This is a genomic window from Rhizorhabdus wittichii, assembly GCF_017607425.1.
In the GTDB taxonomy this organism is placed as follows: domain Bacteria; phylum Pseudomonadota; class Alphaproteobacteria; order Sphingomonadales; family Sphingomonadaceae; genus Rhizorhabdus; species Rhizorhabdus wittichii.
Map to the genome: position 1 here is coordinate 1,461,257 of NZ_CP059319.1, position 21,361 is coordinate 1,482,617.

23 protein-coding genes, 1 tRNA gene and 1 pseudogene are annotated in these 21,361 nt (G+C 64.9%); 9 read left to right on the top strand and 16 right to left on the bottom strand.

Going from position 1 to position 21,361, the window contains the following annotated elements; all coding sequences use genetic code 11:
* Positions 1–71 precede the first annotated feature (71 nt).
* From HRJ34_RS07005 to HRJ34_RS07020, 4 genes are all read left to right on the top strand, one after another.
* On the top strand, positions 72–1,388 hold the full coding sequence (locus tag HRJ34_RS07005) for a replication-associated recombination protein A (RefSeq protein WP_208633694.1): 1,317 nt from the start codon (positions 72–74) through the stop codon (positions 1,386–1,388).
* A complete protein-coding gene (locus HRJ34_RS07010) occupies positions 1,385–1,735 on the top strand; it encodes an MmcQ/YjbR family DNA-binding protein (protein WP_208633695.1) in 351 nt (116 codons plus the stop codon). Before HRJ34_RS07005 ends, HRJ34_RS07010 begins: the two co-directional genes overlap by 4 nt.
* The gene (locus HRJ34_RS07015) at positions 1,732–2,601 is read left to right on the top strand and encodes a hypothetical protein (RefSeq protein WP_011951731.1); all 870 of its coding nucleotides are present in this window, start codon (positions 1,732–1,734) and stop codon (positions 2,599–2,601) included. The genes HRJ34_RS07010 and HRJ34_RS07015 overlap by 4 nt, the downstream gene beginning before the upstream one ends.
* Positions 2,602–2,621: 20 nt before the next feature.
* Positions 2,622–2,696 (top strand) — tRNA-Thr (locus HRJ34_RS07020).
* An 89-nt stretch (positions 2,697–2,785) separates the two neighbouring features.
* Here the strand turns inward: HRJ34_RS07020 and HRJ34_RS07025 are convergent.
* The 8 genes and pseudogenes from HRJ34_RS07025 to HRJ34_RS07050 form a co-directional block, all read right to left on the bottom strand.
* On the bottom strand, positions 2,786–3,433 hold the full coding sequence (locus tag HRJ34_RS07025) for a pyroglutamyl-peptidase I family protein (protein ID WP_011951732.1): 648 nt from the start codon (positions 3,431–3,433) through the stop codon (positions 2,786–2,788).
* A 5-nt stretch (positions 3,434–3,438) separates the two neighbouring features.
* Positions 3,439–4,191, bottom strand: coding sequence for an alpha/beta fold hydrolase (locus tag HRJ34_RS07030; protein WP_208633696.1), 753 nt, complete (start codon positions 4,189–4,191; stop codon positions 3,439–3,441).
* A 1-nt stretch (position 4,192) separates the two neighbouring features.
* Complete coding sequence (locus HRJ34_RS29170) at positions 4,193–4,843, bottom strand: amidase family protein (protein ID WP_264319423.1); 651 nt, start codon at positions 4,841–4,843, stop codon at positions 4,193–4,195.
* 12 nt (positions 4,844–4,855) lie between these two features.
* A pseudogene (locus tag HRJ34_RS29440) lies at positions 4,856–4,996 on the bottom strand (amidase family protein); the annotation flags it as partial.
* The gene (locus tag HRJ34_RS29175) at positions 4,963–5,466 is read right to left on the bottom strand and encodes an amidase family protein (RefSeq protein WP_264319424.1); all 504 of its coding nucleotides are present in this window, start codon (positions 5,464–5,466) and stop codon (positions 4,963–4,965) included. The pseudogene HRJ34_RS29440 and the gene HRJ34_RS29175, both read right to left, overlap by 34 nt.
* A gap of 5 nt (positions 5,467–5,471) precedes the next feature.
* Positions 5,472–6,311, bottom strand: a complete 840-nt coding sequence (locus tag HRJ34_RS07040) for an alpha/beta fold hydrolase (protein ID WP_226949080.1) — start codon at positions 6,309–6,311, stop codon at positions 5,472–5,474.
* A gap of 9 nt (positions 6,312–6,320) precedes the next feature.
* The gene (locus HRJ34_RS07045; RefSeq protein WP_264319425.1) at positions 6,321–6,848 is read right to left on the bottom strand and encodes an aromatic-ring-hydroxylating dioxygenase subunit beta; all 528 of its coding nucleotides are present in this window, start codon (positions 6,846–6,848) and stop codon (positions 6,321–6,323) included.
* A 4-nt stretch (positions 6,849–6,852) separates the two neighbouring features.
* Positions 6,853–8,040 carry an aromatic ring-hydroxylating dioxygenase subunit alpha gene (locus HRJ34_RS07050; RefSeq protein WP_020372189.1) on the bottom strand — a complete coding sequence of 396 codons (1,188 nt, stop codon included), beginning with the start codon at positions 8,038–8,040 and terminating at the stop codon, positions 6,853–6,855.
* Positions 8,041–8,446: 406 nt separating this feature from the next.
* Here HRJ34_RS07050 and HRJ34_RS07055 point away from each other — a divergent pair, with 406 nt between their 5' ends.
* Positions 8,447–9,142, top strand: coding sequence for a GntR family transcriptional regulator (locus tag HRJ34_RS07055; RefSeq protein ID WP_011951738.1), 696 nt, complete (start codon positions 8,447–8,449; stop codon positions 9,140–9,142).
* 63 nt (positions 9,143–9,205) lie between these two features.
* Here the strand turns inward: HRJ34_RS07055 and HRJ34_RS07060 are convergent, their stop codons facing one another.
* The 5 genes from HRJ34_RS07060 to HRJ34_RS07080 all read right to left on the bottom strand — a co-directional run bounded on the left by HRJ34_RS07060 (position 9,206) and on the right by HRJ34_RS07080 (position 13,725).
* Positions 9,206–10,672: a flavin-containing monooxygenase gene (locus HRJ34_RS07060; protein ID WP_226949081.1), complete on the bottom strand. Its 1,467-nt coding sequence runs from the start codon at positions 10,670–10,672 to the stop codon at positions 9,206–9,208.
* 108 nt (positions 10,673–10,780) lie between these two features.
* Complete coding sequence (locus tag HRJ34_RS07065) at positions 10,781–11,101, bottom strand: non-heme iron oxygenase ferredoxin subunit (RefSeq protein WP_011951740.1); 321 nt, start codon at positions 11,099–11,101, stop codon at positions 10,781–10,783.
* A 2-nt stretch (positions 11,102–11,103) separates the two neighbouring features.
* Positions 11,104–12,042, bottom strand: coding sequence for a VOC family protein (locus HRJ34_RS07070; protein ID WP_226949082.1), 939 nt, complete (start codon positions 12,040–12,042; stop codon positions 11,104–11,106).
* Positions 12,043–12,050: 8 nt separating this feature from the next.
* On the bottom strand, positions 12,051–12,551 hold the full coding sequence (locus HRJ34_RS07075) for an aromatic-ring-hydroxylating dioxygenase subunit beta (RefSeq protein ID WP_208633700.1): 501 nt from the start codon (positions 12,549–12,551) through the stop codon (positions 12,051–12,053).
* Positions 12,541–13,725 (bottom strand): aromatic ring-hydroxylating oxygenase subunit alpha, encoded by a 1,185-nt coding sequence (locus HRJ34_RS07080; RefSeq protein WP_226949083.1) that lies wholly within the window; start codon positions 13,723–13,725, stop codon positions 12,541–12,543. The genes HRJ34_RS07075 and HRJ34_RS07080 overlap by 11 nt, the downstream gene beginning before the upstream one ends.
* Positions 13,726–13,886: 161 nt before the next feature.
* Here HRJ34_RS07080 and HRJ34_RS07085 point away from each other — a divergent pair, with 161 nt between their 5' ends.
* Both HRJ34_RS07085 and HRJ34_RS07090 read left to right on the top strand, forming a co-directional pair.
* On the top strand, positions 13,887–14,702 hold the full coding sequence (locus tag HRJ34_RS07085) for an SDR family NAD(P)-dependent oxidoreductase (protein WP_100213050.1): 816 nt from the start codon (positions 13,887–13,889) through the stop codon (positions 14,700–14,702).
* 4 nt (positions 14,703–14,706) lie between these two features.
* Positions 14,707–15,936, top strand: coding sequence for an NAD(P)/FAD-dependent oxidoreductase (locus HRJ34_RS07090; RefSeq protein WP_208633702.1), 1,230 nt, complete (start codon positions 14,707–14,709; stop codon positions 15,934–15,936).
* Positions 15,937–16,010: 74 nt separating this feature from the next.
* On the opposite strand, the gene HRJ34_RS07095 is transcribed toward HRJ34_RS07090, so the two are convergent.
* Complete coding sequence (locus tag HRJ34_RS07095; protein WP_208633703.1) at positions 16,011–18,305, bottom strand: TonB-dependent receptor; 2,295 nt, start codon at positions 18,303–18,305, stop codon at positions 16,011–16,013.
* A 213-nt stretch (positions 18,306–18,518) separates the two neighbouring features.
* Between HRJ34_RS07095 and HRJ34_RS07100 the strand changes: the two genes are divergently transcribed.
* Both HRJ34_RS07100 and HRJ34_RS07105 read left to right on the top strand, forming a co-directional pair.
* The gene (locus tag HRJ34_RS07100) at positions 18,519–18,842 is read left to right on the top strand and encodes a hypothetical protein (RefSeq protein WP_016746968.1); all 324 of its coding nucleotides are present in this window, start codon (positions 18,519–18,521) and stop codon (positions 18,840–18,842) included.
* A 55-nt stretch (positions 18,843–18,897) separates the two neighbouring features.
* Positions 18,898–19,488 (top strand): UbiX family flavin prenyltransferase, encoded by a 591-nt coding sequence (locus HRJ34_RS07105; RefSeq protein WP_011951748.1) that lies wholly within the window; start codon positions 18,898–18,900, stop codon positions 19,486–19,488.
* 12 nt (positions 19,489–19,500) lie between these two features.
* Here the strand turns inward: HRJ34_RS07105 and HRJ34_RS07110 are convergent, their stop codons facing one another.
* Together HRJ34_RS07110 and HRJ34_RS07115 are read right to left on the bottom strand one after the other, a co-directional pair.
* Positions 19,501–20,022 (bottom strand): TIGR02444 family protein, encoded by a 522-nt coding sequence (locus HRJ34_RS07110; protein WP_208633704.1) that lies wholly within the window; start codon positions 20,020–20,022, stop codon positions 19,501–19,503.
* A gap of 12 nt (positions 20,023–20,034) precedes the next feature.
* Positions 20,035–21,357 carry a spinster family MFS transporter gene (locus tag HRJ34_RS07115; RefSeq protein ID WP_030091417.1) on the bottom strand — a complete coding sequence of 441 codons (1,323 nt, stop codon included), beginning with the start codon at positions 21,355–21,357 and terminating at the stop codon, positions 20,035–20,037.
* Positions 21,358–21,361 lie beyond the last annotated feature (4 nt).

Here is a 21,361-nt window from a genome sequence, read left to right on the forward strand (position 1 = left end):
TCGAAAGAGTTTTTGCAAGAGACTTTCCGCGCCCCCTGTCCGGCCCGCGATCACGCCCCTATATCGTCGCGATGGCCGACCTTTTTGCGCCCGACCCCGCCGCTGGCTCCGCCTCCGCCGACGCAGCGCCGCTCGCCGAACGGCTGCGGCCGCGCACGCTGGCGGACGTGATCGGGCAGGAACATCTCACCGGCCCCGAAGGCGCGATCGGCCGCATGGTCGCGGCGGGCCGCTTGTCCTCGCTGGTGCTGTGGGGGCCGCCCGGCACCGGCAAGACGACGATCGCGCGGCTGCTCGCCGATGCGGTGGGGCTGCGCTTCGCGCCGGTCTCGGCGGTCTTCTCGGGCGTCGCCGACCTCAAGAAGATCTTCGCCGAGGCGCGCGAGCATGCGCGGATCGGCACCCGCACGCTGCTGTTCGTGGACGAGATCCACCGCTTCAACCGCGCCCAGCAGGACAGCTTCCTGCCCTATGTCGAGGACGGCACCGTGGTGCTGGTCGGCGCGACCACCGAAAATCCCTCGTTCGAGCTCAACGCGGCGTTGCTCAGCCGTGCGCAGGTGCTGATCCTCAACCGGCTCGACGCCGCCGCGCTCGGCAAGCTGATCGCGCGCGCCGAGGAGATCGAGGAGCGCGCCCTGCCCCTGACCGAGGGCGCGCGCGAGGCGCTGGTCGCCTCGGCCGACGGCGACGGCCGCTTCCTGCTCAACCAGGCCGAGACGCTCTTCTCGATCGCGATCGACCATCCGCTCGAACCGGGCGAACTGGCCGCGCTGCTCCATCGGCGGATGGCGGTCTACGACAAGGACCGCGAGGGGCATTACAACCTGATCTCCGCGCTGCACAAATCACTGCGCGGATCGGACCCGCAGGCCGCGCTCTACTATCTCGCGCGGATGCTGACGGCGGGCGAGGAGCCGCTCTACGTGCTGCGCCGGCTGGTCCGCTTCGCCAGCGAGGATATCGGGCTCGCCGACCCGCAGGCGTTGGTCCAGTGCCTCGCCGCCAAGGACGCCTACGACTTCCTCGGCTCGCCCGAGGGCGAGTTGGCGATCGTGCAGGCCTGCCTCTATCTGGCGACCGCGCCCAAGTCGAACGCGGCCTATGCCGCGCAGAAGGCGGCGTTCCGGTCGGCGAAGGACACCGGCTCGCTGATGCCGCCGAAGAATATCCTCAATGCGCCCACCAAGCTGATGAAGGACGTCGGCTACGGCAAGGGCTATGCCTATGACCATGACGCCGAGGAGGCCTTCTCGGGCGACGATTATTGGCCCGAGGAAATGGCGCCGCAGAGCTTCTACGCCCCCTCCCCGCGCGGCTTCGAGGCGAAGATCGCCGAGCGGATCGCCTATTGGGACCGACTGCGGCAGGAGCGCGGCGGCAAATGAACCTCGACTGGGACCGGGTCACCGCCTTCGCGGCCGGCCTGCCCGGCGCCGAACGCTCGACCCATTATGGCGGCCCGGCGGTCAAGGCCAACGGCAACGCCTTCGTCGCGCCGGGGCGCGAGGAAGGCAGCTTCTGCCTGATGATCGACCGCGACACCGTCGACATGCTCAAGGCGACCGATCCCGACACCTATTGGCAGACGCCGCATTATGAGGGCTGGCCCGCCGTGCTCGTCCGCTACGGCACCGCCGATCCCGACCGGGTGCTGGCGATGATCGAGCGCGCCCACGGGCAGGCGCTGGCGAAGAAGCGGCCCAGGCCCCGCCCGGCCAAGAAGAAGGCATGACCCGCCGCTTCCGGCGCTTCGCCTGCATCGACTGGTCGGGGGCGAAGGGCGATCGGCAGAAGGGCATCGCGATCGCCGTCAGCGACGGGCCGGGCCGCGCCCCGAAGCTGATCGAGCGCACCTGGTCGCGCGGCGCGGTGCTCGACTGGCTGCTCGATCATGCCCGGCGCGGCAGCGACCTGCTGGTCGGGATCGACTTCTCGACCGCCTTCCCCTTCCTCGACGCCGGCGCCTATTTCCCCGGCTGGGCGGAGAGCCCGGCCGACGCCCGCGCGCTGTGGCGGCTGGTCGACGATATCTGCGCCGGCGATCCGCATCTGGAGGCGGGCGCCTTCGTCGACCATGGCGAGGCGAGCCGCCATTTCCGCCGCCATGGCGGACGGCAGGGCGACCTGTTCGGCGCCGGCAACGGCCGCTATCGGCTGGTCGAGCGCCTCTGCCGCGACGGCCGCCATGGTCCTGCGACGAGCTGCTTCAACCTGGTCGGCGCCGCGCAGGTCGGCAAGTCGAGCCTGACGGGGATGCGGCTGCTCCACCGGCTGGACGGCCGGGTGCCGGTCTGGCCGTTCGATCCGTTGCCGGAGACCGGCCCCGCGATCGTCGAGATCTACACGACCGTCGCCGCCCGGACGGCAGGCCTCGGCGGCGGCAGCAAGATGCGCGACGCCGACCGGCTCCGCGCCGGCCTTGCCGGCTACGGCATCCGCCGCCCGCCCCTGCTCGCGCGCTATGACGATCACAGCACCGACGCGATCCTGACCGCCGCCTGGCTGGCCGAGGCGGCGGCCCGTGACGACCTCTGGCAGCCGCCCGCACTTTCTTCGGAGATCGCCGCCGTCGAGGGCTGGACGTTCGGCATTCCCTGACGCATGAGGGCGCGGAGCGTGCCGGCTTAGCACAGTGGTAGTGCAGCGGTTTTGTAAACCGAAGGTCGGGGGTTCGAATCCCTCAGCCGGCACCAGCCGACATGAAAAGGGCCGCTGTCCGCGGCCCGTTTTCGATCCATTGTCTTTGGCCCCTACCCCTTCGGCAGCCTGGCCGGACGAGCGATCAGCACGTCAGGCCTCCCTCCAGCTTCAGGTCGGCACCTTCATGATTGGCCGATATCAGGGCGGCGGTCAGAACGGCCTCGTACATGGTCTCCAACGCCAGCGAGGGAACGGGCGTCGGGCTCGCCGCCGCATGTGCCGACGAGAGGGGAATATGGACGAGGCCCGCCCGCATCGGGCGCGAGGATGCGAGATGGCAGGCCAGATAGAAGGTCTGGTTGCACAAATAGGTGCCCGCCGTGTTCGAGACATAGGCAGGGATGTCCCGGTCCCTCCAGGCCTTCGCTATCGCCTTGATCGGAAGGGTGGAGAAATAGGCCGCGGGCCCGCCATCGACGATGGCTTCGTCTATGAACGCCCGTCCGTCGACGTCGGGGATCGGGAAATCCATGACGTTGATGGCCACCCGCTCGGCGGCCACGGCGGCGCGTCCCCGCGTCACGCCGGTGACGATCAGCACGTCCGGACGGAGCCTTCGCACCTCTTCCTCCAGCAACGCCCGCACCGCGCCGGCGCTGACCGGCAGGACCAGGCCATGAATGCGAACCCCGTCCTTCTCGGTTCCATGGATGGCCTGGGCGATGGCGCCGCTGGGGTTCTCGGCCTCTTCGAGATAGGGACCGAAGCCGGTGACGATGGCGGTCTTCATCGCGTTCAGTCCTTGTCGTTGCGCTGGAGGAAGGCGGCGAAGGCTGAGAGGAAGTCGTCCTTGCGTTCGAGCATGACGGAGGACTGGGCCATGCCTGGCGCGACGAACAATTCGGTGCGCGGCGTCTGCTTGTGCCAGATGAAGGAGGCTTCGAGCGGATGGACCGGATCGTCGAGGTCGCCGCGGCAGATGAGGGTCGGCATGGCGATGTCGGCGAGTTCGTCGCGGACGGTGAGATAGTCCTGGAGGCCGGGGGTGGCGCGGGCGCGACCGTAGAAGGCGACGACCTCGCGCCAGTCGGGACCATGGAGCTGGGCCCATTCGCGGGCCTGGTCGCTGTCCTCGTCGACCTCGCCGAAGACGGTGCCGAGCGAGCTGTTGCCATGGGCGCTGAGGCCGATGATCGGGGCGTCGACGGTGAGGGTGCGGACCCGGTCGGGCTTCTCGATGGCCATGCGCGCGGCGATGCGCGAGCCGAGCGAGCAGCCCATGACATGGGCGGAGGCCACGCCGGCCACGTCCATGACGTGCCACATGTCCTCGACCCAGGCCCTTGGCCCCGCGAGCGCCTCGACGCGCTGGCTGCGTCCCAGTCCGCGCAGGTCGGGCATGATCACGCGGTGGGTCTCGGCCAGCCGAGCCGGAAGGTCGCCGAACCACAGCCCCGATACCGCCGCGCCATGGATCAGCAGGATCGGATCGCCCTCTCCCAGCACCTCATAATAGAGGCTCGACCCGTTGAACTCCGTAAATGCCATCTCAAATCCTCCCCTCGCCAGCGATCCCCAATCCGTCCCGGTCGCCCTGGGCGAGAATGCCTTCCAGCCGCAACGCGATCGACAGGAGATGCCGATCGGCGTTCCGCCGTCCGATCAGCATCATCCCGACCGGCAGGCCCCGGCTGGGAAGCGGTATCGAGATGGAGGGGCAATCGAGCAGATTGGCAACCCGCGGATTGCGGAGCAGCAAGGCGTTGGTCCGTCGGAACTGCTCCGGATCGCTGACCGACGACGTCGTCGGCGCGACGATCGGGACCGTGGGGACGACATATACCTCCCCGTCCTCCATCGACCGCTCGAACCCGTCGGCCAGTTGACGCCGCAGGCGCGCCATCTCCAGATAATCGACGGCCGACAAGCCGCTGCCGGCTTCGATCCGGCTCCGCGTGTTGGGGTCGACCGGCGCCAGATCGGTGATGCCGCTCGGTTCGAGCGATCCGTCCGAGATCCGGACGTCCGATCGCCGCAGGTGATCGATCGCGCCGTCGAAGGCGTCGAGCACCGCCTGGTCGCAACCCTCGAACAGCCTCCCACGGGCGACGACCAGCCGGAAGCGATCCACGCCGATGGCCGCGACGTCCGATGCCTTGCCCGTGGCAAGGACCGAATCCGCCAGGGCGCAAAGCTTCACCGATCGAGCGATGGGGCCGATCGAATCGAGCGTCTGCGACAAGGGGAAGCTGCCGGCCGCCGGAACCCGCGAAGCCGTTGGCTTGAAACCGACCAGGCGCAAAGGGGCCGCCGGGATTCTCAGCGAGCCGCCCGTATCGCTGCCGATGGCGATGTCACCAGGCCCCGCCGACCGAAACCGCCGCCCCCGACGACGACCCTCCGCAAATCCGCTCCCGCGTCATGAGAGGGATTGCCCAAGGCGGGGAAATTGGGATTGGTGCCCACCGCCGAAAAGGCGAACTCCGTCATCTGCGTCGTGCCGACGACGACGGCGCCCGCAGACCGAAGCCGTGACACCACGCTGCTGTCGCTCGCGGCCGGCGGCCGTCCGCGCAGGGTAGCGGACCCCGCATCGGTCAGGAGTCCCCGCACGTCCAGCATCGCCTTGACGGAAACCAGGGCGCCGTCGAGCGCGCCGATCGCTTCGCCCCGATCCGCGCGGCCGTCGGCCGCGCGGGCTTCGCCGCGCGCCGTACCCGCCAGGATATGCGTATAGGCGCGCTCGGCCGGGACGGCACCTGCGGCGATCAGGTCCAGGACATGGCTCAGTCGCGCTGAGACGGCGCCGTCCTTGCCGGGCATTTGCGTCATCGGCCAAGGAATCCGAGAACCTGGCGAGCGAACTCTTCCGGCCGCTCGAAGGCGGGCCAATGGCCGCACCGGTTCAGGATGACGAGGTCGGGATCGGCAAGGTAGTTCATCAGGCGAATGGCCCCTTCCACGGGGACCATCCGGTCGAACCGGCCGTGAATGATCCGCACCGGTGCCGCGATCTCCTTCAGCCGTTCGAGCTTGCCCGAAGGGACGCTGCGGGACCGGCTCCATGCTTCCGCATGCTTGGGCTCGTTGATCGCCCATTCCAGGATCGAAAGGATCGTCCCCTCGTCGATCATGGCGGGATCGTGGACGATCGCGTTCAACAGCCGCCTCAACCGATCGAGATCGGGCGGATTGCCCTGATATTCGGCCGACAGCTTCGCAACCTCGCTGGGCCAGGGAGAGAGCAGATAAGGGTCCCCGCCCGTGGATGCCTCACAGGCCCCCACGACCATCCGGGACACGCGGTTCGGATCGGAAAGCGCGAGGTCGATCGCGACGGTGCCCCCGGTCGACGTGCCGACGACGTCGCAGCGCGCGATGCCCAGATGATCGAGAACGGCCCTGACCTGCCGAACGAAGACGTCGTGCGCCGGCTCGTCGAAGACGAGCGGGGATGACATCCCGAAATTATGATAGTCGACGATGATGCAGCGCCGCCGTTCGACGAAATGGGGCAGGACCTTGGAATAGGTCAGCCAGCCGGTCGTGCCCGGCAGGGGACCGTAGGCCGGAAGCAGCAGCAACGGCTCTCCCGATCCCAGATCGTGGAAATGGGTGGTGGAGCCGGCGACCTCAAGTCGCCGGCCCGTGTCGGATCGCTGTTCCACCGAGCCCACTCAGAAGAAGACGCTGAGGTTCTTCGACAGAACCACATTCTGGTCCAGCAGGATGGTCCGGCTGGCGATCCGGAAGGAATCCCCCTGCCGCCGCAGCGTGTCTTCGCGATTGCCCGCCCAGATATCCACTTCCCGCTCGAGGCGGTTGCGATAGACGATGAAATTGGAGCGGACGACGAGCTCCTGTCTCGCCTCGTCTTCCTCGACGACGACGACGTTGGAGATCAGATGGCGGCACCGCGAGGGTGGGTCTTCCGCCCAGTGCCGCCCGGACGACATCTGCTGGACGCGCATCTTGAGCTGCGTGTGATCATCGTCGACGAGCGCCATTTCGAGGCCGGTCGGCAACTGTCCCGTACCGCGCTCGCGGCGCTGCAGGTTCCGCCGGAGCGGCATCCAGTAGCGGACGTCTTCCGTGAAGAGTTCGAACCACTTCCCCCACTCCCAGCTATCGAGGAGATCGGCTTCCCGATAGAGGAACTGTTCGACGCGAAACTGCCGTTCGATTTGCTTGTCGATCTGAGACACCACTTCACGCTCCCGGCTTGTTGAACGCGTCGCGCTCTTCTTGGGTGAGGACGGGCCACTCCTCGCTGGTCATGAATTCGAGCCACCGGCGATAGAAGGCCCGATGGCCGGCCTCGCCGAAGAAGCTGTCGCGATAGGCGCCGGGGAATTCCTCATGCCCGGTGGCGGGGTAGTCGCCCATCTGATAGTTCCAGCGCATCTTGCGGGCCTGATGACCCTGCTCGAGGATCGCCCCGATCAGCCCCCAATTCTCGCCGTCGTCGGTCTCGACCACGCCCGCCGGCCCCTCGGTGAAGGAGGCCGAGACCTGCATCGCCTTCTTGGCCTCGGGCGGTGCATTCTTGTCGACCACCGTGAAGGACCAGATCTCGAATTTATTGGGGCCCTTGGGATGCCAGACGCGAATGTTCGACGAACCGGGCAGTCCCGAAAATGCGGGGAAAGCGGTGAAGTTCGCGACGAACTCGGCGCGATCGCCGACCCTGGCCTTGGCGGCTTCGAGCTTGGCGTCGTTGTAGAGGCTGAGCGGATCCTCGGAGAAGCGGGTATGGCGCTTGAACAGGAAGCTTTCGCCATGCCCTTCGCGGAAGGCCACATGCGCGCCGTCCTTGCCTTCGAACGGCGGCCCGAACGACAGCAGCGACGACGCATGGCTGGTCGGCGCATGATAGGTGTCGCCCGCGAACTGCTCGGCCGCGAGCTTCCAGTTGGCGTTGATGGTCCACCGCACGACGCCGGGAAGGACCTCGATGCCGCCGTCGACCTGATCGACCCATCCGTCGATATAATATTTGAGATCGCCCAGATGCTCTTCCAGCGAGGGAGCGGTGGCGTCGAAGTTGCCGAAGATGAGCCCCTTGTAGCTCTCGATCCGCGCGACAGGGATGAGGCCGTTGTCCTTGAGGGACAGCCGGTCCTTGTAGGCATCCGACAGGTTCGGGACGTTGATCAGGTTGCCCGCCGTATCATAGGCCCAGCCATGATAGGTGCAGAAGAACGACTTGGTATTGCCGCTCTCGGCGCGGCAGACCCGCATCCCCCGGTGGCGACAGGCGTTGAGGAACGCCCGCACCGAACCATCGGGCTGCCGTGCGACGACGACCGGATCGCCGCCCATATAGGTGCTGAAGAAGTCGCCCGGCTTCGGAATCATGCTGTCGTGCGCCAGGAACAGCCAGTTCCGACCGAACACCCGATCCAGCTCCAGTCGATAAATATCTTCATCGATGAAGATTTCGGGGCTAATCCTGCCAGCCTCGATATCCACGAGAGACTTCAGATAGTCACTGCTCGGCACCACCGTGCGTCCTCCACTACATGAGTGATTTGGTCGCCCCTGATCCGGGGCCTCTCCTTGAATTGCCATATATGAACAATATATTTTGAATCTGTCAATCGCTTTCTGCCCTGTGAGGGCGGGCCATGACCGGTCGTCCGAAGCGGCGGGCCGAGGCAGGATTGCTCGGGTGTCGGGTAGCGGCGCCCCTGCCATCAGCATCGACAACGCCCCTCCGGTGCGATAAAGATAATCTGAATATATTGATGCGGTCCCACTCCGGATCGCGACTGGCGAACGAACCGAGAGGAAAAGCGCCCTGATGGCTGGTCAGAACTATACGACGAAAACCGAGCAAGCTTATTGGAACCTGCGCAAGGCGATCGTCACCGGCGAGTTCGGCGAATTATCGCCGCTTGACGAGACCGTGCTGATGGAGCGCATCGACGTCGGACGCACCCCGATCCGCGAGGCGATCAAGCGCCTGTCGAGCGAGGAGTTCGTGGTCTGGCATCCGCACCGGACGCCGCATGTCCGATCGACCAGCATCGACGACCTGGCCGCCCTGTACGAAGCGCGCCAGATTTTCGAGGTGAAGGCCGCGCTGATGGCGGCCGAACGGGCGACGGCCGCCGACCTCGATGCCATGGAGAAGCTCTGCGATCAGCTCGACAAAGCCATCCGCGCGAATGACCCGTACCAGGTCGCCGAGCTCGATTATGATTTCCACCTGGCGATCGCCGAGGCGAGCTACAACCGCTTCCTGGTCGAGGCGATCCGCTTCCTGAACTTCGGCTCGCTGCGGCTATGGTACCGATCCTATATCCGGATCGGAACGGAGAGCATCAACGATCACCACCGGTTGCAGGTCGATGCGATCCGCAGAGGCGACGTCGAGCTGCTCGAGCGGTCGACCGTGGATCACATCGAGTTCTCCCACGATCGCCAGTTGAAGATTTTCGGCTTTCCCCGGGGCACGCCCGAACCGGCGGCCGCGCTGCTGGCGGCGAACCGCTAAGCCCCTCCCCCTTCCCGTCCGGCGAGACAGGCGAAGCGGGGAGTTTCCTCCCCGCTCCCTTCCCTACGAACCTGCTCCAATCGGCTGATAATGGTCCGGTTCGAAGATCTGCATCGCTCTTTCCATGTCCCGCATGGTTCCCGGCCAGCTCGACATGTCATGGCCGGATTCGTCGAGCATGTAGTTGACGCATCCGCCCACGACGATCGCCGCCCTGGACAGGACGTCATCGGTCCTTGCCTTCCATTCGGTCTCGCATTCCTCCCGGACCTCGAAGGCGTCGATGCCGTTGGCTTCCATATGGTCGAGGACGGCGAAGATATAGTCGGGCACCAGTTCGCCCGGAGCATAGCCGTTCCAGACGGCGCCATTGGCGCCGGCGCCGCCGACCAGGAACAGATTGGGGCAGCCCGATAGCGACACGGACTTGTGCGCCCTGCGGTGCCCGGCCTGATGCTGCGCCACGGTCCGGCCGTCACGCCGCCGGATGCGGTTGAGGATATCCCCGCCCCAGTAGAAGCCGGTCGCCATGACGACCGTGTCGACCTCGAACGCCTGGCCGCTGCCCGATATGATCGCCCCTTCGTCGAGCGCGACGGCGCCCTCGGCGATCAGCGTCACATTGGGCTGCTGGAGGCTGGGATAGAAGAGGTCGGTCCGGGTGGGACGCTTGCAGCCCAGCAGATATTGCGGCGTCAGCTTTTCCCGGAGATCGGGATCGGGGACGAGGCGTTCGCGATGCGCGTCGATCAGCGCCTGCCGCTCGGCGACCTGTTGAGGCGTCTCGGACTTGAAGAGAGCGTCATAGGCGACCTTGTCGAACATCGCGAGCTTCTCGTCACGTTCCCTGACCAGGAACTCCGGGTCGGATCGCCGCCGCGCCAGCTCGTCGGAAGAATAGACCTCCCTGTTCAACGGCAGAAGGTGCATGGCCGTGCGCTGGAACACGAAGACGTGATCCGCGACCTTCTGCATTTCGGGCACGATCTGCACGCCTGACGCGGAGGTGCCGAGAACGGCGATGCGATCGCCCTCGCCGGTATATCCCTCGGGCCAATGGACCGAGTGGAAAAGGCGTCCTTTGAACCTCTCCTTGCCTTCGAGTTCCGGAAATTTGAGCTGCTCCAGGAAGCCCGTGCAGAGGATCAGGAACTGGGCGCGATATGTCGTCCCGTTGGTCGTGACCTTCCAGTACAGGCCGTCCTTGTCCCACTCGGCGTCGAGAAGCTCGGTGTTGAAATCGACATGGTCGTAAAGCCCGTAATGGCGCGCGACCTTCCGGAGGTAAGCCGCCATTTCCCGTGCTTCGGGGTGGGACGAGGTCCAGTCGCCCGAGATCTCATAGGAGAACTGATAGGCCGCGACATGGATGTCGGTAATGCATCCCGGATAGCGATTGACGTGCCATACCCCGCCAAAGTCCGAGTCCTTGGTAATCATGCGGAAATCGGTCTCGCCCCGCAGCGCAAGCTTGACCGCCGGGGAAATGGCGTTGGCGCCGCTTCCCACGATCAGAATCTTCGTGCTCACATCCTCAGACACGGTATCCCTCTCAAAATCTTGACATCGCGTTCCGCAGGAACACGTCGCTCAACTGGCACGGTGCAGGTGGAAATCCGGAATCGATCCAGGACGAGATCATTCGGGATCGGGAATGACGACGAATATTTCGGATCCCTCGACCAGGACTTGATATGTCTTCAGGTTTCGCGTCGCCGGCGGAGCCGTCACTTCACCGGTCCGGATCGAGAACTTGGCGTAATGCCATCCGCATTCCAGCTCGTCGCCGATGACGTAGCCTTCCTGGGTCAGCGAACATTTCTCATGCGTGCAATGGTCGTTGAGCGCGTAATATTCCCCGCCAAGGTTGAATATCGCGACCGGTTCCCTGAGGGCGATGACCTTGAAGCCGCCGTCCTCGATCTCGCCCTCCGCGCACACCCGAATCTTTTCCGCCATTTTCAAATTCCTTCGCGTGGAGACTGAGGACCCCTGTCCGAATATTCGGTGCCCGGAACCTTGTGTCCCCAGAATGCGGTCGCATCATAGGTTTCCACCAGCCAGCCGGGGTGGGCGACCTTGCGCCCGCCCCAACCGAACTCCGTTTGCGACCCCGAAGGATTCTCGCAGTAGAAGGAGAGCATGCGATCATTGGTGTGGCGCCCGAGGGTCTCCTTCAGCTGCCATGTGCTGGCATGAAGACGGTCGAGCGCGAAGCCGACGGCGTCGACATCGTCGGCCTCCACCATGAAGTGGCCCAGCCGCGCGATGCGATCGCTGGTCTGGACGAAGGCCAGGCTGTGGTGACGCGGGTTGATGTGGGTGAAATGCACCTTGTTCCCGCCGAAGACGATGTAATCGCTCATCCTGAAGCCGAGCAGGTCCAGGTAGAAGGCCTTCGACTTTTCGATGTCGCTCACCGTGATGAGGATGTGACCGAGCCCCATGTCGCCGGTGACGAAGCCGATGCCGCGCGGAGAGACGAACGGCTCGCGGGAAACGAGATGGCCGTGGAAGAACTCCAGCCGGAAGCCGTCGGGATCCTCGCAGCGGATCAGGTCCTGCACGCAGCGCTTTCGCGCCAGCTCGGCATCCCTGACGACCTCGATCCCCTGGGCGGTGAGCCGCCGATGGACCTCCTCCAACGCGTTGGCGTCGGCGGCCTCCCAGCCGATGAAAGCGACGCGGCCTTCCGTGCCGGGCTCGACCGCGAAGCGCCATTGGCGCTCGTCGATCCGCAGGTAGAGATGATCGCTGGAAATGCCTTCCGGCGCGCGAACCTTCGCGAACCCGAAAATCTGGGTCGCCCATTCCTCCCACGCGGCGAGGTCCTGCGCATAGAAACCCAGATAGCCCAGGGCGACGATCGGCGACGGCATATTCGACTGTTGGTCTGTCATCATTCTTCTCAAAGCGGATAGGCGAGGTAGCGGGCGGGCGTTCCGTCGATGTAGACCATCTTGCTTGCGAAGAGGGCCGTCCCACCATCGACCGTGACGACGTCATCATAATAGCCCGTCACCAGAACCCCCGACGGGTCGTTGTTCTGCGTGAACATCACCACGACGTTCGACAGAACGCGGTAATTCCTGTCATCCATTCTGGATACCGACAGCCGCTGCGTGACGTGGCGGGTGCGATATGGCTCGATCGTCGAGGCCCATACCTCCGTGATGAACTTGACGCGGTCCTCGATCCGGGCGCGGCAATCATCGATCATGTAGCAGAGAGGAAGGTTGCTTTCGGCATTCTGCCGGCTCGTCACCGAATAGTGGCAGCTGTCGGCGAACGATCCGAGCCAGCCATTCCAGTCCTGCCAGTCGAGGGCCGCCACATAATTGCCCATCAGGCCGTCGATGGCGGACATCGCCTCGGCCGAGACGGCTTGCATGTGAATATCAGCGGTCAAAGCCCATCACCTCCCGATAGTAGGCCCAGCCGGCCGTGTTTCCGTTTTCGTCATTCTGCCGCGCTTCGGCCGCCGGGCGATCGACCCCGACCACAAATCGCGACATCCCCCCGTCCCGCGAGGTCATTTGCTGGCGATTGAAGACGGCCGCGTCCTCGATGGTGATCATGCCGCTGGGCCCCAGCAGGTTCGACGCCTGGCGCACGCGATGCGCCTGATATTCCGGGCTGTCGCTCTCGTGCCCGAAAAAGGCATAGGTGACCTGCGTCCTGTCCACGCCCAGGGGCCGGACGAACCGGACGCTGATGGTGTCGAGATGCTTGGTCAGCACATAGGCCGGGCGCAGCGCGACGACGCGCGCCCGCGCGTCGGTCCCCTTCATTTCCACCAGGGACGGATCGGCGAGGAAGCCGTTGTCCTCATAGGGCGAGCTTTCATAGCCGACCGAGAAATGCCCGACCGGCTCCTCGACCCGGACCTCGCCCTGGCCGCCATGCCAGCTCAGCAGCCGGAAGCCCATGTGCAGCAGCGGGGCATGGTAGAAGTCATTGTCGAAATAGGTCTTCCAGTTCGCGTTGAAGATCGCGTTCTGATAGCCGAGCAGCGTCAGCCGCCCGTCATCCAGCATCACGTCCCGGACATGGCCCGCGCACTGGCCCAGCCACTCCTCCAGGCCGACCTGCGGCGCCGCGCTGCAGAAGATCAGCCCGGCGATCTCGTCCACCTGGAACTCGCGCAGCGCATAATCCTCGGCGACGAAATCCGACCGGAAATCCCGCCGGCCCGGACCGCCGATGAAGTTGCCTTTGTTGCTGAACAGCCAGCGGTGATAGGGGCACTCGAATTCCTTGCTGCAACCGGCCGCCCGCTGTTCGAGCAGCGTCCCCCGGTGCGTGCAGGTGTTGACGAAGGCGCGAAGCGTCTCATCCTCGCCGCGCGTCAGCAGGACCGGCGTCTCGCCCAGCCAGAAGGTCTTGAAGCTGTTGGCCTCGGGAAGCTCCGCGCGGTGCGCCACCATGTGCCAATAATGGCCGCGGAAAATCCGCTTCAGTTCCTCGCGGTAGATGGCCGGGTCGGAAAAGATCGCTTTGGGGATGTCCTTCTCTGTGGTGAACTGGCCGGCAATCCGCGCCCGGACGGTTTCATACTCTTCCATCCCGGCGGTCGTTGCCATGTCGCATTGTCCTTTCATGCCCCCGCTTCTCCTTCGCGAGCAAAATTTCGCTTTTTGATATACAAAGAATATATTATCATATCTTCTCTGGTGTCAAGCGGCTAAGGGGCCCGGATCGAAGCGGGGCTTCACCGGGAAAGACCCGCGTCATGGAGGTAATTATGTCTTTGGAATCCCGAGGCGCCGTCACCCGGCCCGGCAGCGCGATCGGCCGCGCCGGGCTGGTCACCGCGGGGGGCGCCGGCATCGGCCGGGCAATCGCCCTGGAATGGGCGGCCGAGGGCGGCTCCCTGGTCGTCGGCGACCTCGACCGGGAGGCGGCGATCGAGACGGCGCGCCAGGTCGAGCAGATGGGCGGGCGGGCCATCGGCCTCGGGATGGACGTGACCGATCCGGACGCCATGCCGGCGATGATCGAGGCGCTCGGGCAACTCGGCGATCCCCTCCACGCCCTGTTCAACGTCGCTGGCGCCAGCCTGGCGAAGCGCGTCGACGAAATGGTCGACGCCGACTGGGACGGCGTGCTCGATCTCAACCTGAAATCGATCTACCGCTGTTCCAAGCCGGTGATAGAGGTCCTCCGCCGCAATGGCGGCGGCGCCATCGTCAACGTCGCTTCGACGGCGGGCATCCTCGCCGAGAATCGATGCTCCGCCTACACCGCCGCGAAAGGCGGAGCGGTCATGCTGACCCGGAACATGGCGATCGATTTCGCCCGCGACAGCATCCGGGTGAACGCCGTCTGCCCCGGCAGCACGATGACGCCACGCATCCAGGGATGGCTCGACCGCCACCCCGGGCACGAGGATCTCATGGAACGGATTTGCCCGATGAAGCGCTATGCGCGCCCCGAAGAGGTGGCCAAGCCCTCCATCTTCCTCGCCTCGGACGCCGCATCCTACATAACCGGGGCCTCACTGGTCATCGACGGCGGCCTCACCGCAGGCGTCCGCTTCTCCATTTTCGAGGATGCCTGATCCCATGACCAGGAAGACCTTTGCGATCGTCGGTGCCAGCCTGGCCGGCGCGCATGCCGCCTTTCAATTGCGCAAGGACGGTTTCGACGGCGAGATATTGCTGATCGGGGACGAAGCGCATCTGCCCTATGATCGCCCTCCCCTGTCGAAAGCCTTCCTGCTCGGGAAGGCCGGGGAGGATGCGCTGCTCCTGCGCCAGGAGTCCGATTATAGCGACGCCGCGATCACGCCGGTCCTCTCGACGAGGATCGCTTCGATCGACCGGTCGGCCCGCTCGCTCGAAACCACGAACGGCCGCAGCATCTCCTTCGACAAATTGCTGATCTGCACCGGGGCGCGGGCGCGCGACCTCCCCTTCGCGCCCGAAGCGCAAGCGAACATCCACACCCTGCGGTCGCTCGACGACGCGGCGAGGGTGCGCGCCGAGCTGCTGCCCGGGCGCAGGATCGTGGTGATCGGGTTCGGCTTCATCGGTGCCGAAGTCGCCGCCGCGGCGCAGGAACTCGGCTGCGCCGTGACCCTCGTCGAAGCCAGCGAGGCGCCCATGCAGCGGGTGCTCGGCTCCGAGGGGGCGAGCCGCTATTGCGATCTCCATGCCAGCCGCGGGATCGACATTCGCCTGAGCACCTCCGTCCTGCAGATCCGCGAAGCGCCGGACGGCGGCAAGCTGGTCGTCCTTTCCGACGGCTCCGAACTAGCGTGCGACGCCGTCGTCTACGGCATCGGCTCCACGCCGAACTGCGAGTTCGCGCAGGCGTCCGGCATCGAGATCGCCAACGGCATCGCGGTCAACACCTTCTGCGAAACCTCGGTCGAGGGCATCTACGCGGCCGGCGACGTGGCGGCGCGCCCGACGGCCTATGCGTCGGGGCTGGTCCGCCTGGAATCCTGGCAGAACGCCTATCGCCAGGCGGTGGCCGCCGCGCGATCGATGCTGGGGCACAGGGAAGCCTATGACGATATCCCGTGGTTCTGGTCCGACCAGTATGAGTCGAAGATGCAGCTCGCCGGCCTGCCGGGCACGCATGACCAGATCGTCTGGCACGACCAGGGGGAAGACGGCTTCTCTGGGACAGCCTTCTATTTCACGCAGCGCCGCCTGACGGCGGTCCTGGGCCTCAATCGACCGAGGGACGTCAGGTTCGGCATGGAGGTCGTCAAGGCCGGCGGGGCCGTCACCCCCGACGACGTCCGGTCGGAAGGCTTCAACATCCAGAAATATATGAAACGCTGAGATATGAAGCCGTCTCGGCGATCACGTCGAGCGGGCTTTTCGGAGGGAGCGCCGATCAGGCGCTCCCCTATGCGTCAGAAGCGAAATCCCGCGGAAATCGTCCACCAGCGCGGCTTGCCGTAGGCAACCTCGCTGCAGCCGCAAAGCGTCGACAGATCGAAGCCCGTGATCTCGTATCGCTTGTCGAACAGGTTGGATACGGCGCCGGTCAGCGAGAAGCCCGACGCGCTCTCCCATCCGACCTGCGCACCGAAGATCGTGTGGCCGCTGATCTTGTGCGCCGCGAAATTGCGGATGTTCTGGTAGAAGGACGATGTCGAATAGCCATCGACGGCCAGGTTGATGTGGCCGCCGGCGACCTCCAGGGGAGGACGATAGCTGATGCGCCCGTTGGCCTGCCGCTTCGGGGCGAATGTCGGCCGCACGTCTTTATAGACACCGGTCGCGACCTGCACGTTCTTGACCTTGGCATGCAGCAGCGAGAGGCCGCCGCTCAGTTCCAGGCCCTCGACCGGCCGAAGGGTGAACTCGGCCTCGCCGCCATGGAGGTTCGCATCCCTGTTCTGCACGAAGCCGGAGGCGTTGGAAAAGGTGAAGGCCTGGTAATTGGAATAATCGTAGATGAACCCCGACAGGTTGAACGTGGCCTTTCCATCCAGCCACGTCGACTTCATGCCGCCCTCATAAGCGAGCAGCGTTTCGCCCTTGTAGGCGAACTCGTCCGGCGAGAGCGGCGGACTTCCATCGGGCAATTTGGAGTTGTAGTTGCCGCCCTTCGCCCCGCGATTGATCGAGGCGTACAACAGCATGTCGCGATTGGCATGATATTCGAGCGCGGCCTTGCCCGCCCAGAAACTATCGCTCCGCTTGTTCGCATAGGAAGGCTGAAGCGTGGCCACCGCGATGGCGGTATCCAGCTTGTAGTCATTCTGGTTCTGGAACTGGCTCGATTGGAAATCGTAGCGCTGCCATTCGTGAATGACGCGAAGGCCGATCGTACCGCTCAGTCTGGGCGCGAGCTTATATTCGATCTGCCCGAAACCGGAGAATGACCGCGTCCAGAGGTCCTGGAGATTGGCGAGATCAGCGCCGGTGCCGGAAACACCCAGCGCGCCCGCCAGTATGCCATTGGGTCGGGCGAGAAAGCCCATCTGGGCGAGCGTGTGTATCTGCAGATAATAGACGCCGAGGTTCCAGACGGCCCTGTCGGCCTTCCCGGTGGCGCGAAGCTCCTGCGAGAAGCTCTCCGTCTGGGCGTTCTGGCCCACGTCCACCAAATTGACGGGCGAACTGTCCACGTCGATCAGCAGGGCCTTGGTGATGCGCTTCCAGTTGGTGATCGCGCTGATCTGGGCGCCTCCGGCATCGTAATCGACGTGGAGCGCCGCGTCATAAAGCCTCGTGCGGCCACAATCGGAACAGGCGAAGTCGTGGTTGACCTCCAGCCTGCTACCGGGAAGCGGCGTAAAGCCCAGCGCCGTCGGCCCGGAGACCCTGTCCGCACCGACCACGCGTCCCTGACCGTCGAACACGGGCTGCGTCGAAATGGAGTTATAGGCGCCGGTGGACAGATCGCTCCGCACGGCGGAAGCGGTCGCCCGCACCTTGAGCGCGTCCGTCGCTTGCCATTGCAGCTGGGCGCGGCCGCCCAATGTATCCTCTCCGCCGACGTCGGGCTTTCCCGGATACAGGTTCTTCAACCAGCCATTGTTGCGATTGTAGAGAAGCGAAATGCGCCCCTGGACCGTTTCGGCGATCGGCCCGCCGATCGCGCCTTCCAGCTTGACGCTGTCGAAGCTCCCATAGCTGCCGTTCGCGTAGCCGGTCACCGTGTCGGACGGTTTGGCGATCACGAAGTTGACGAGCCCGCCCGTGGCATTGCGGCCGAACAACGTGCCCTGCGGCCCCTTGAGAGCCTCGACGCGCTCGATGTCGAAGAGACCGAAGCCCTGGCCCTGCAGGCTGGGAACGTAGGTTTCGTCCACATAGACGGCAACGGGACCCTCGACGGCGTCCGAGCTGTCGTTCTGGGTCACGCCGCGAATGGAAATGCTGGCGGTTTGCCCACCGTTCGAGGACGAAGCGAAGACGCCGGGCGTCATCCGTGCGACGTCGATGCTGCTGGAGATCTGGCGGGTACGCAACTGCTCGCCGCTGAATGCGCTTACCGCGATGCCGACATCCTGCAATTTCTGCACGCGGCGCTGCGCGGTGACGACGATGGCATCTCCCGCATCGGCTTCGAGGGTTTCGACGGCGGCCGTACCATATCCCTCTTCTTTCGCCCCGACGCCCTGGGCATGGGCGGACACCCCGACAAGGGACGCCATCGCGATAACCGCCCCTACCGAGCGGTGCGCATAGTTCATTTCCATCTCCCCTTTTGCACGCTTGCGCGTTGAGTTTTTTGGACATATATGAATAATATATCTAACCTACAATATAAAAATATATCACTGGAGCAACCAGCGCCGGGCAGCCTCGGATCGCGAGCATGGATTTTGGGCGTGCGGGCTTACCGAGCGGTGGGATCGCTCCCGTCGAAAAGACCGACGAATATTTTACAACGGGGAGAGCATCATATGAATATTACGATCATTTTATTCATGATCCTCTCCATTGCCTTTCAGGTCGTTGGAATAGCGCTGGTCCCCACCACCAGCGGGTTCACCAATCCGATCCCCACCCTCCTGTCGTTGGCATCCTTCTGCCTGGGGGTGTTTTTCATGGCCAGGATTTCGCAAGCCGGCGTGAACCTGAGCTTTTTCATCCCGCTGCTCGCGGCCGGAATCCCGATGGCATCGATCGCGGTCGGCATCCTTCTCTATGGAGAGCCCGCCTCTCTAGCGAAGATCGGGACGTTGCTGACGGCGTGTACATTGATCGGGGTGGCCAATATCCTTTGAGCGCCGACATCGAGATGATCGCGCGTGAGAAGGTAAATTGACGATTGGAGAAATCGTGAACAATCGACGCCTGCCTGTCATCGTCGGCATTTCCGGAGCGACCGGGAGCATCTATGCCGTTCGCCTCCTCGAGCGGCTCAAGTCTCTCGATGTCGAGACGCATCTGGTGGCTTCGAAGGCCGCGGAGATCACCCTCCGGCACGAAATGGGGCTTACCCTCAAGGATCTTCGCCAGCTCGCCGGCACCTCCTATCCGATCGGCGACATCGGGGCCGCCATCGCCAGCGGATCGTTCGAAACGGCCGGCATGATCGTCGCGCCCTGCGCCATTCGAACGATGGCGGCCGTCGCGCACGGCCTTTCGGACAACCTCCTGACGCGGGCCGCGGACGTGACCCTGAAGGAACGCCGCCGGCTGATCCTGATGCTGCGCGAAACGCCGCTCAGCCTGATCCATATCAACGCGATGAAGGCGATAACCGAAGCCGGCGGCATCATCGCGCCGCCGGTGCCCGCCTTCTACATCAAGCCGACGTCGATCGACGACATCGTCGATCACACCGTTGCGCGCATGATCGATCTCCTGGGCATCAATGCGGATCACGACGTCAAGCGCTGGAAGGGGCTGCGGGACTCGACGGCATGACCCCCCTGCCCGTCACCCTGCTTCAGCAGCGCTCACCAATCTCGCAATTGCCGTCCGCTCTTCGGCGGCGAGCCCCTCGGCCAGGGTGCCGAGATAGCGCTCCAGGTTCGCGGTGGCCGCAAGCTGTTCGGGCAGCCGCTGTCCGGCGACGCCGTCTTCCAGCAGGAGCCGCCGCAGCGCCATGCGTTCGGCGGCGAGTTCCACGCGCTTGAGGCGCGGGTAGAGGCTGGAAGCGTCCCTGTCGCCGGCCTTTGCAAGCTTGCCTGCGGCTCGCCTGGCGTCGCGGATCGGCAGGATGGCCGACATGCGCCATTCCTTCATCCGCTCGTCCACCCGACGCAGGCTGACGTCGTCCACCGCGAGGCCGTCCTCGGCGCCAAGCCGGAGCAGCCACAGGAGCAGGATGACGTCGGCGCCCAGCCGATCCTGCCAGTCCAGGCAGGTCTCCTTGACGCCGGGCCTGGCGTAGAGGTCGAGGAAATAGGCCCAGACGGTGTCCAGGCGATGCTTTGATGATGTCGACACCGCTGCCATCCCGGTACTCGTCTAGATTTCCGCCCTCGCCACGCGGACCTCCTCCTCGACGGTTCTCCGCGCCATCCAGAAATGCAGGCCGGCCCAGATGTTCATCAGAAACAATGCGGCAAGGCCATAGCGAATGGAGCTGCCGCCACCGAGAAAATAGCTGATCGCGCCGGCCAGCAACGGACCGACGCCAAAGCCCAGCAACGTCCCCGCGACATTGACGAGCGAAGCCGCGACGCCGCGCATGCGGGTCTTGGCCAGGCTCAGGATGATGCCCTGCGCCGGGCCGGTATAGCAGGATTTGAGGATGCTGGTGACGACCATGCAGGCGATCACGGTCTGCAACGTCGGGGCCAGCGCCATCGCGATTCCGAACGGACTCAGGAGGACGGCCATGGACGCGACGAACGTGAGCACCGGGCGAAGGCCGCGCCGTCCGAGATACCCCGTCGCGACGGCGCCGAGCAGCGCCCCGACAAAGCCGAAGACGCCGGCCCCGAACGCGATGTAGAGGCCGGCTTCGCGCACTTCCAGGCCGTGGACGCGGATCAGCAGCGAACCGATCCAGGACCAGAAGCTCGACGTCGTCGCGGCGACCAGGGCGTAACCGATGAACAGGTGCCGGAATGCCGGCGAGGACATCAGGAACCGCATGGCCTGCCAGAAGGATGGCGCCTCCGGATCGGCCTTGCTGGAGGGGCCGTCCATTCGTCCCCTCTCGGGCTCCCGAACGGTGAGGTAGAACAGCAGCGCGATGAGCAGCCCCGGCGGACCGGCCGCGAAGAAAACGGTCCGCCATCCCCATTCGTCGGCGAACCACCCGCCCAGGGCGAAGGACAGGACGAACGCCACCGAGCCCCCGGACATGAACACGCCAAGCGCCATCGGCCGCCGCCGCGCGGGGAAATAGTCGGAGATCATCGACTGTGCCGCCGGGAAGCCCGCCTCCGCGACGCCGACGAGCATGCGCAGCAGGACGAGCTGCACATAGCTTTGCGCCAGGCCGCACAGCCCGGTCAGCAAGCTCCATAGCGCCAACATGCCGGCCAGGAATTTGCGGCGATTGATCCGGTCGATCAACAGTCCGAAAGGCAGGCTGGCGAGCGCATAGGGTATCCCGAAGGCCAGGCCCGCCAGGAAGCCGAGCTGTGCATCCGTCAGCCCGAATTCGTGCCGGATCGGTTCCATCACCACGGAAACCAGGCTGCGGTCGACCGAGGCCAGCAGGAAAATGACGGTGAGGACGATCAGGACATACCAGTCATAGGCGGCCGGACGCTCGTCGGAGCTCGACCGGCCTTTCCCTTGGCCCGCGCCCGGTGCCTGCTCGTCATCGTCAGCCAAGGTC

Excerpts from the sequence above, each read along its gene's own strand:
- HRJ34_RS07005 (WP_208633694.1), top strand. The coding sequence starts at position 72 with ATGGCCGACCTTTTTGCGCCCGACCCCGCCGCTGGCTCCGCCTCCGCC.
- HRJ34_RS07010 (WP_208633695.1), top strand. The coding sequence starts at position 1,385 with ATGAACCTCGACTGGGACCGGGTCACCGCCTTCGCGGCCGGCCTGCCC.
- HRJ34_RS07015 (WP_011951731.1), top strand. The coding sequence starts at position 1,732 with ATGACCCGCCGCTTCCGGCGCTTCGCCTGCATCGACTGGTCGGGGGCG.
- HRJ34_RS07025 (WP_011951732.1), bottom strand. The coding sequence starts at position 3,433 with ATGAAGACCGCCATCGTCACCGGCTTCGGTCCCTATCTCGAAGAGGCC.
- HRJ34_RS07030 (WP_208633696.1), bottom strand. The coding sequence starts at position 4,191 with ATGGCATTTACGGAGTTCAACGGGTCGAGCCTCTATTATGAGGTGCTG.
- HRJ34_RS29175 (WP_264319424.1), bottom strand. The coding sequence starts at position 5,466 with ATGCCCGGCAAGGACGGCGCCGTCTCAGCGCGACTGAGCCATGTCCTG.
- HRJ34_RS07055 (WP_011951738.1), top strand. The coding sequence starts at position 8,447 with ATGGCTGGTCAGAACTATACGACGAAAACCGAGCAAGCTTATTGGAAC.
- HRJ34_RS07065 (WP_011951740.1), bottom strand. The coding sequence starts at position 11,101 with ATGGCGGAAAAGATTCGGGTGTGCGCGGAGGGCGAGATCGAGGACGGC.
- HRJ34_RS07070 (WP_226949082.1), bottom strand. The coding sequence starts at position 12,042 with ATGACAGACCAACAGTCGAATATGCCGTCGCCGATCGTCGCCCTGGGC.
- HRJ34_RS07080 (WP_226949083.1), bottom strand. The coding sequence starts at position 13,725 with ATGGCAACGACCGCCGGGATGGAAGAGTATGAAACCGTCCGGGCGCGG.
- HRJ34_RS07085 (WP_100213050.1), top strand. The coding sequence starts at position 13,887 with ATGTCTTTGGAATCCCGAGGCGCCGTCACCCGGCCCGGCAGCGCGATC.
- HRJ34_RS07090 (WP_208633702.1), top strand. The coding sequence starts at position 14,707 with ATGACCAGGAAGACCTTTGCGATCGTCGGTGCCAGCCTGGCCGGCGCG.
- HRJ34_RS07095 (WP_208633703.1), bottom strand. The coding sequence starts at position 18,305 with ATGAACTATGCGCACCGCTCGGTAGGGGCGGTTATCGCGATGGCGTCC.
- HRJ34_RS07100 (WP_016746968.1), top strand. The coding sequence starts at position 18,519 with ATGAATATTACGATCATTTTATTCATGATCCTCTCCATTGCCTTTCAG.
- HRJ34_RS07110 (WP_208633704.1), bottom strand. The coding sequence starts at position 20,022 with ATGGCAGCGGTGTCGACATCATCAAAGCATCGCCTGGACACCGTCTGG.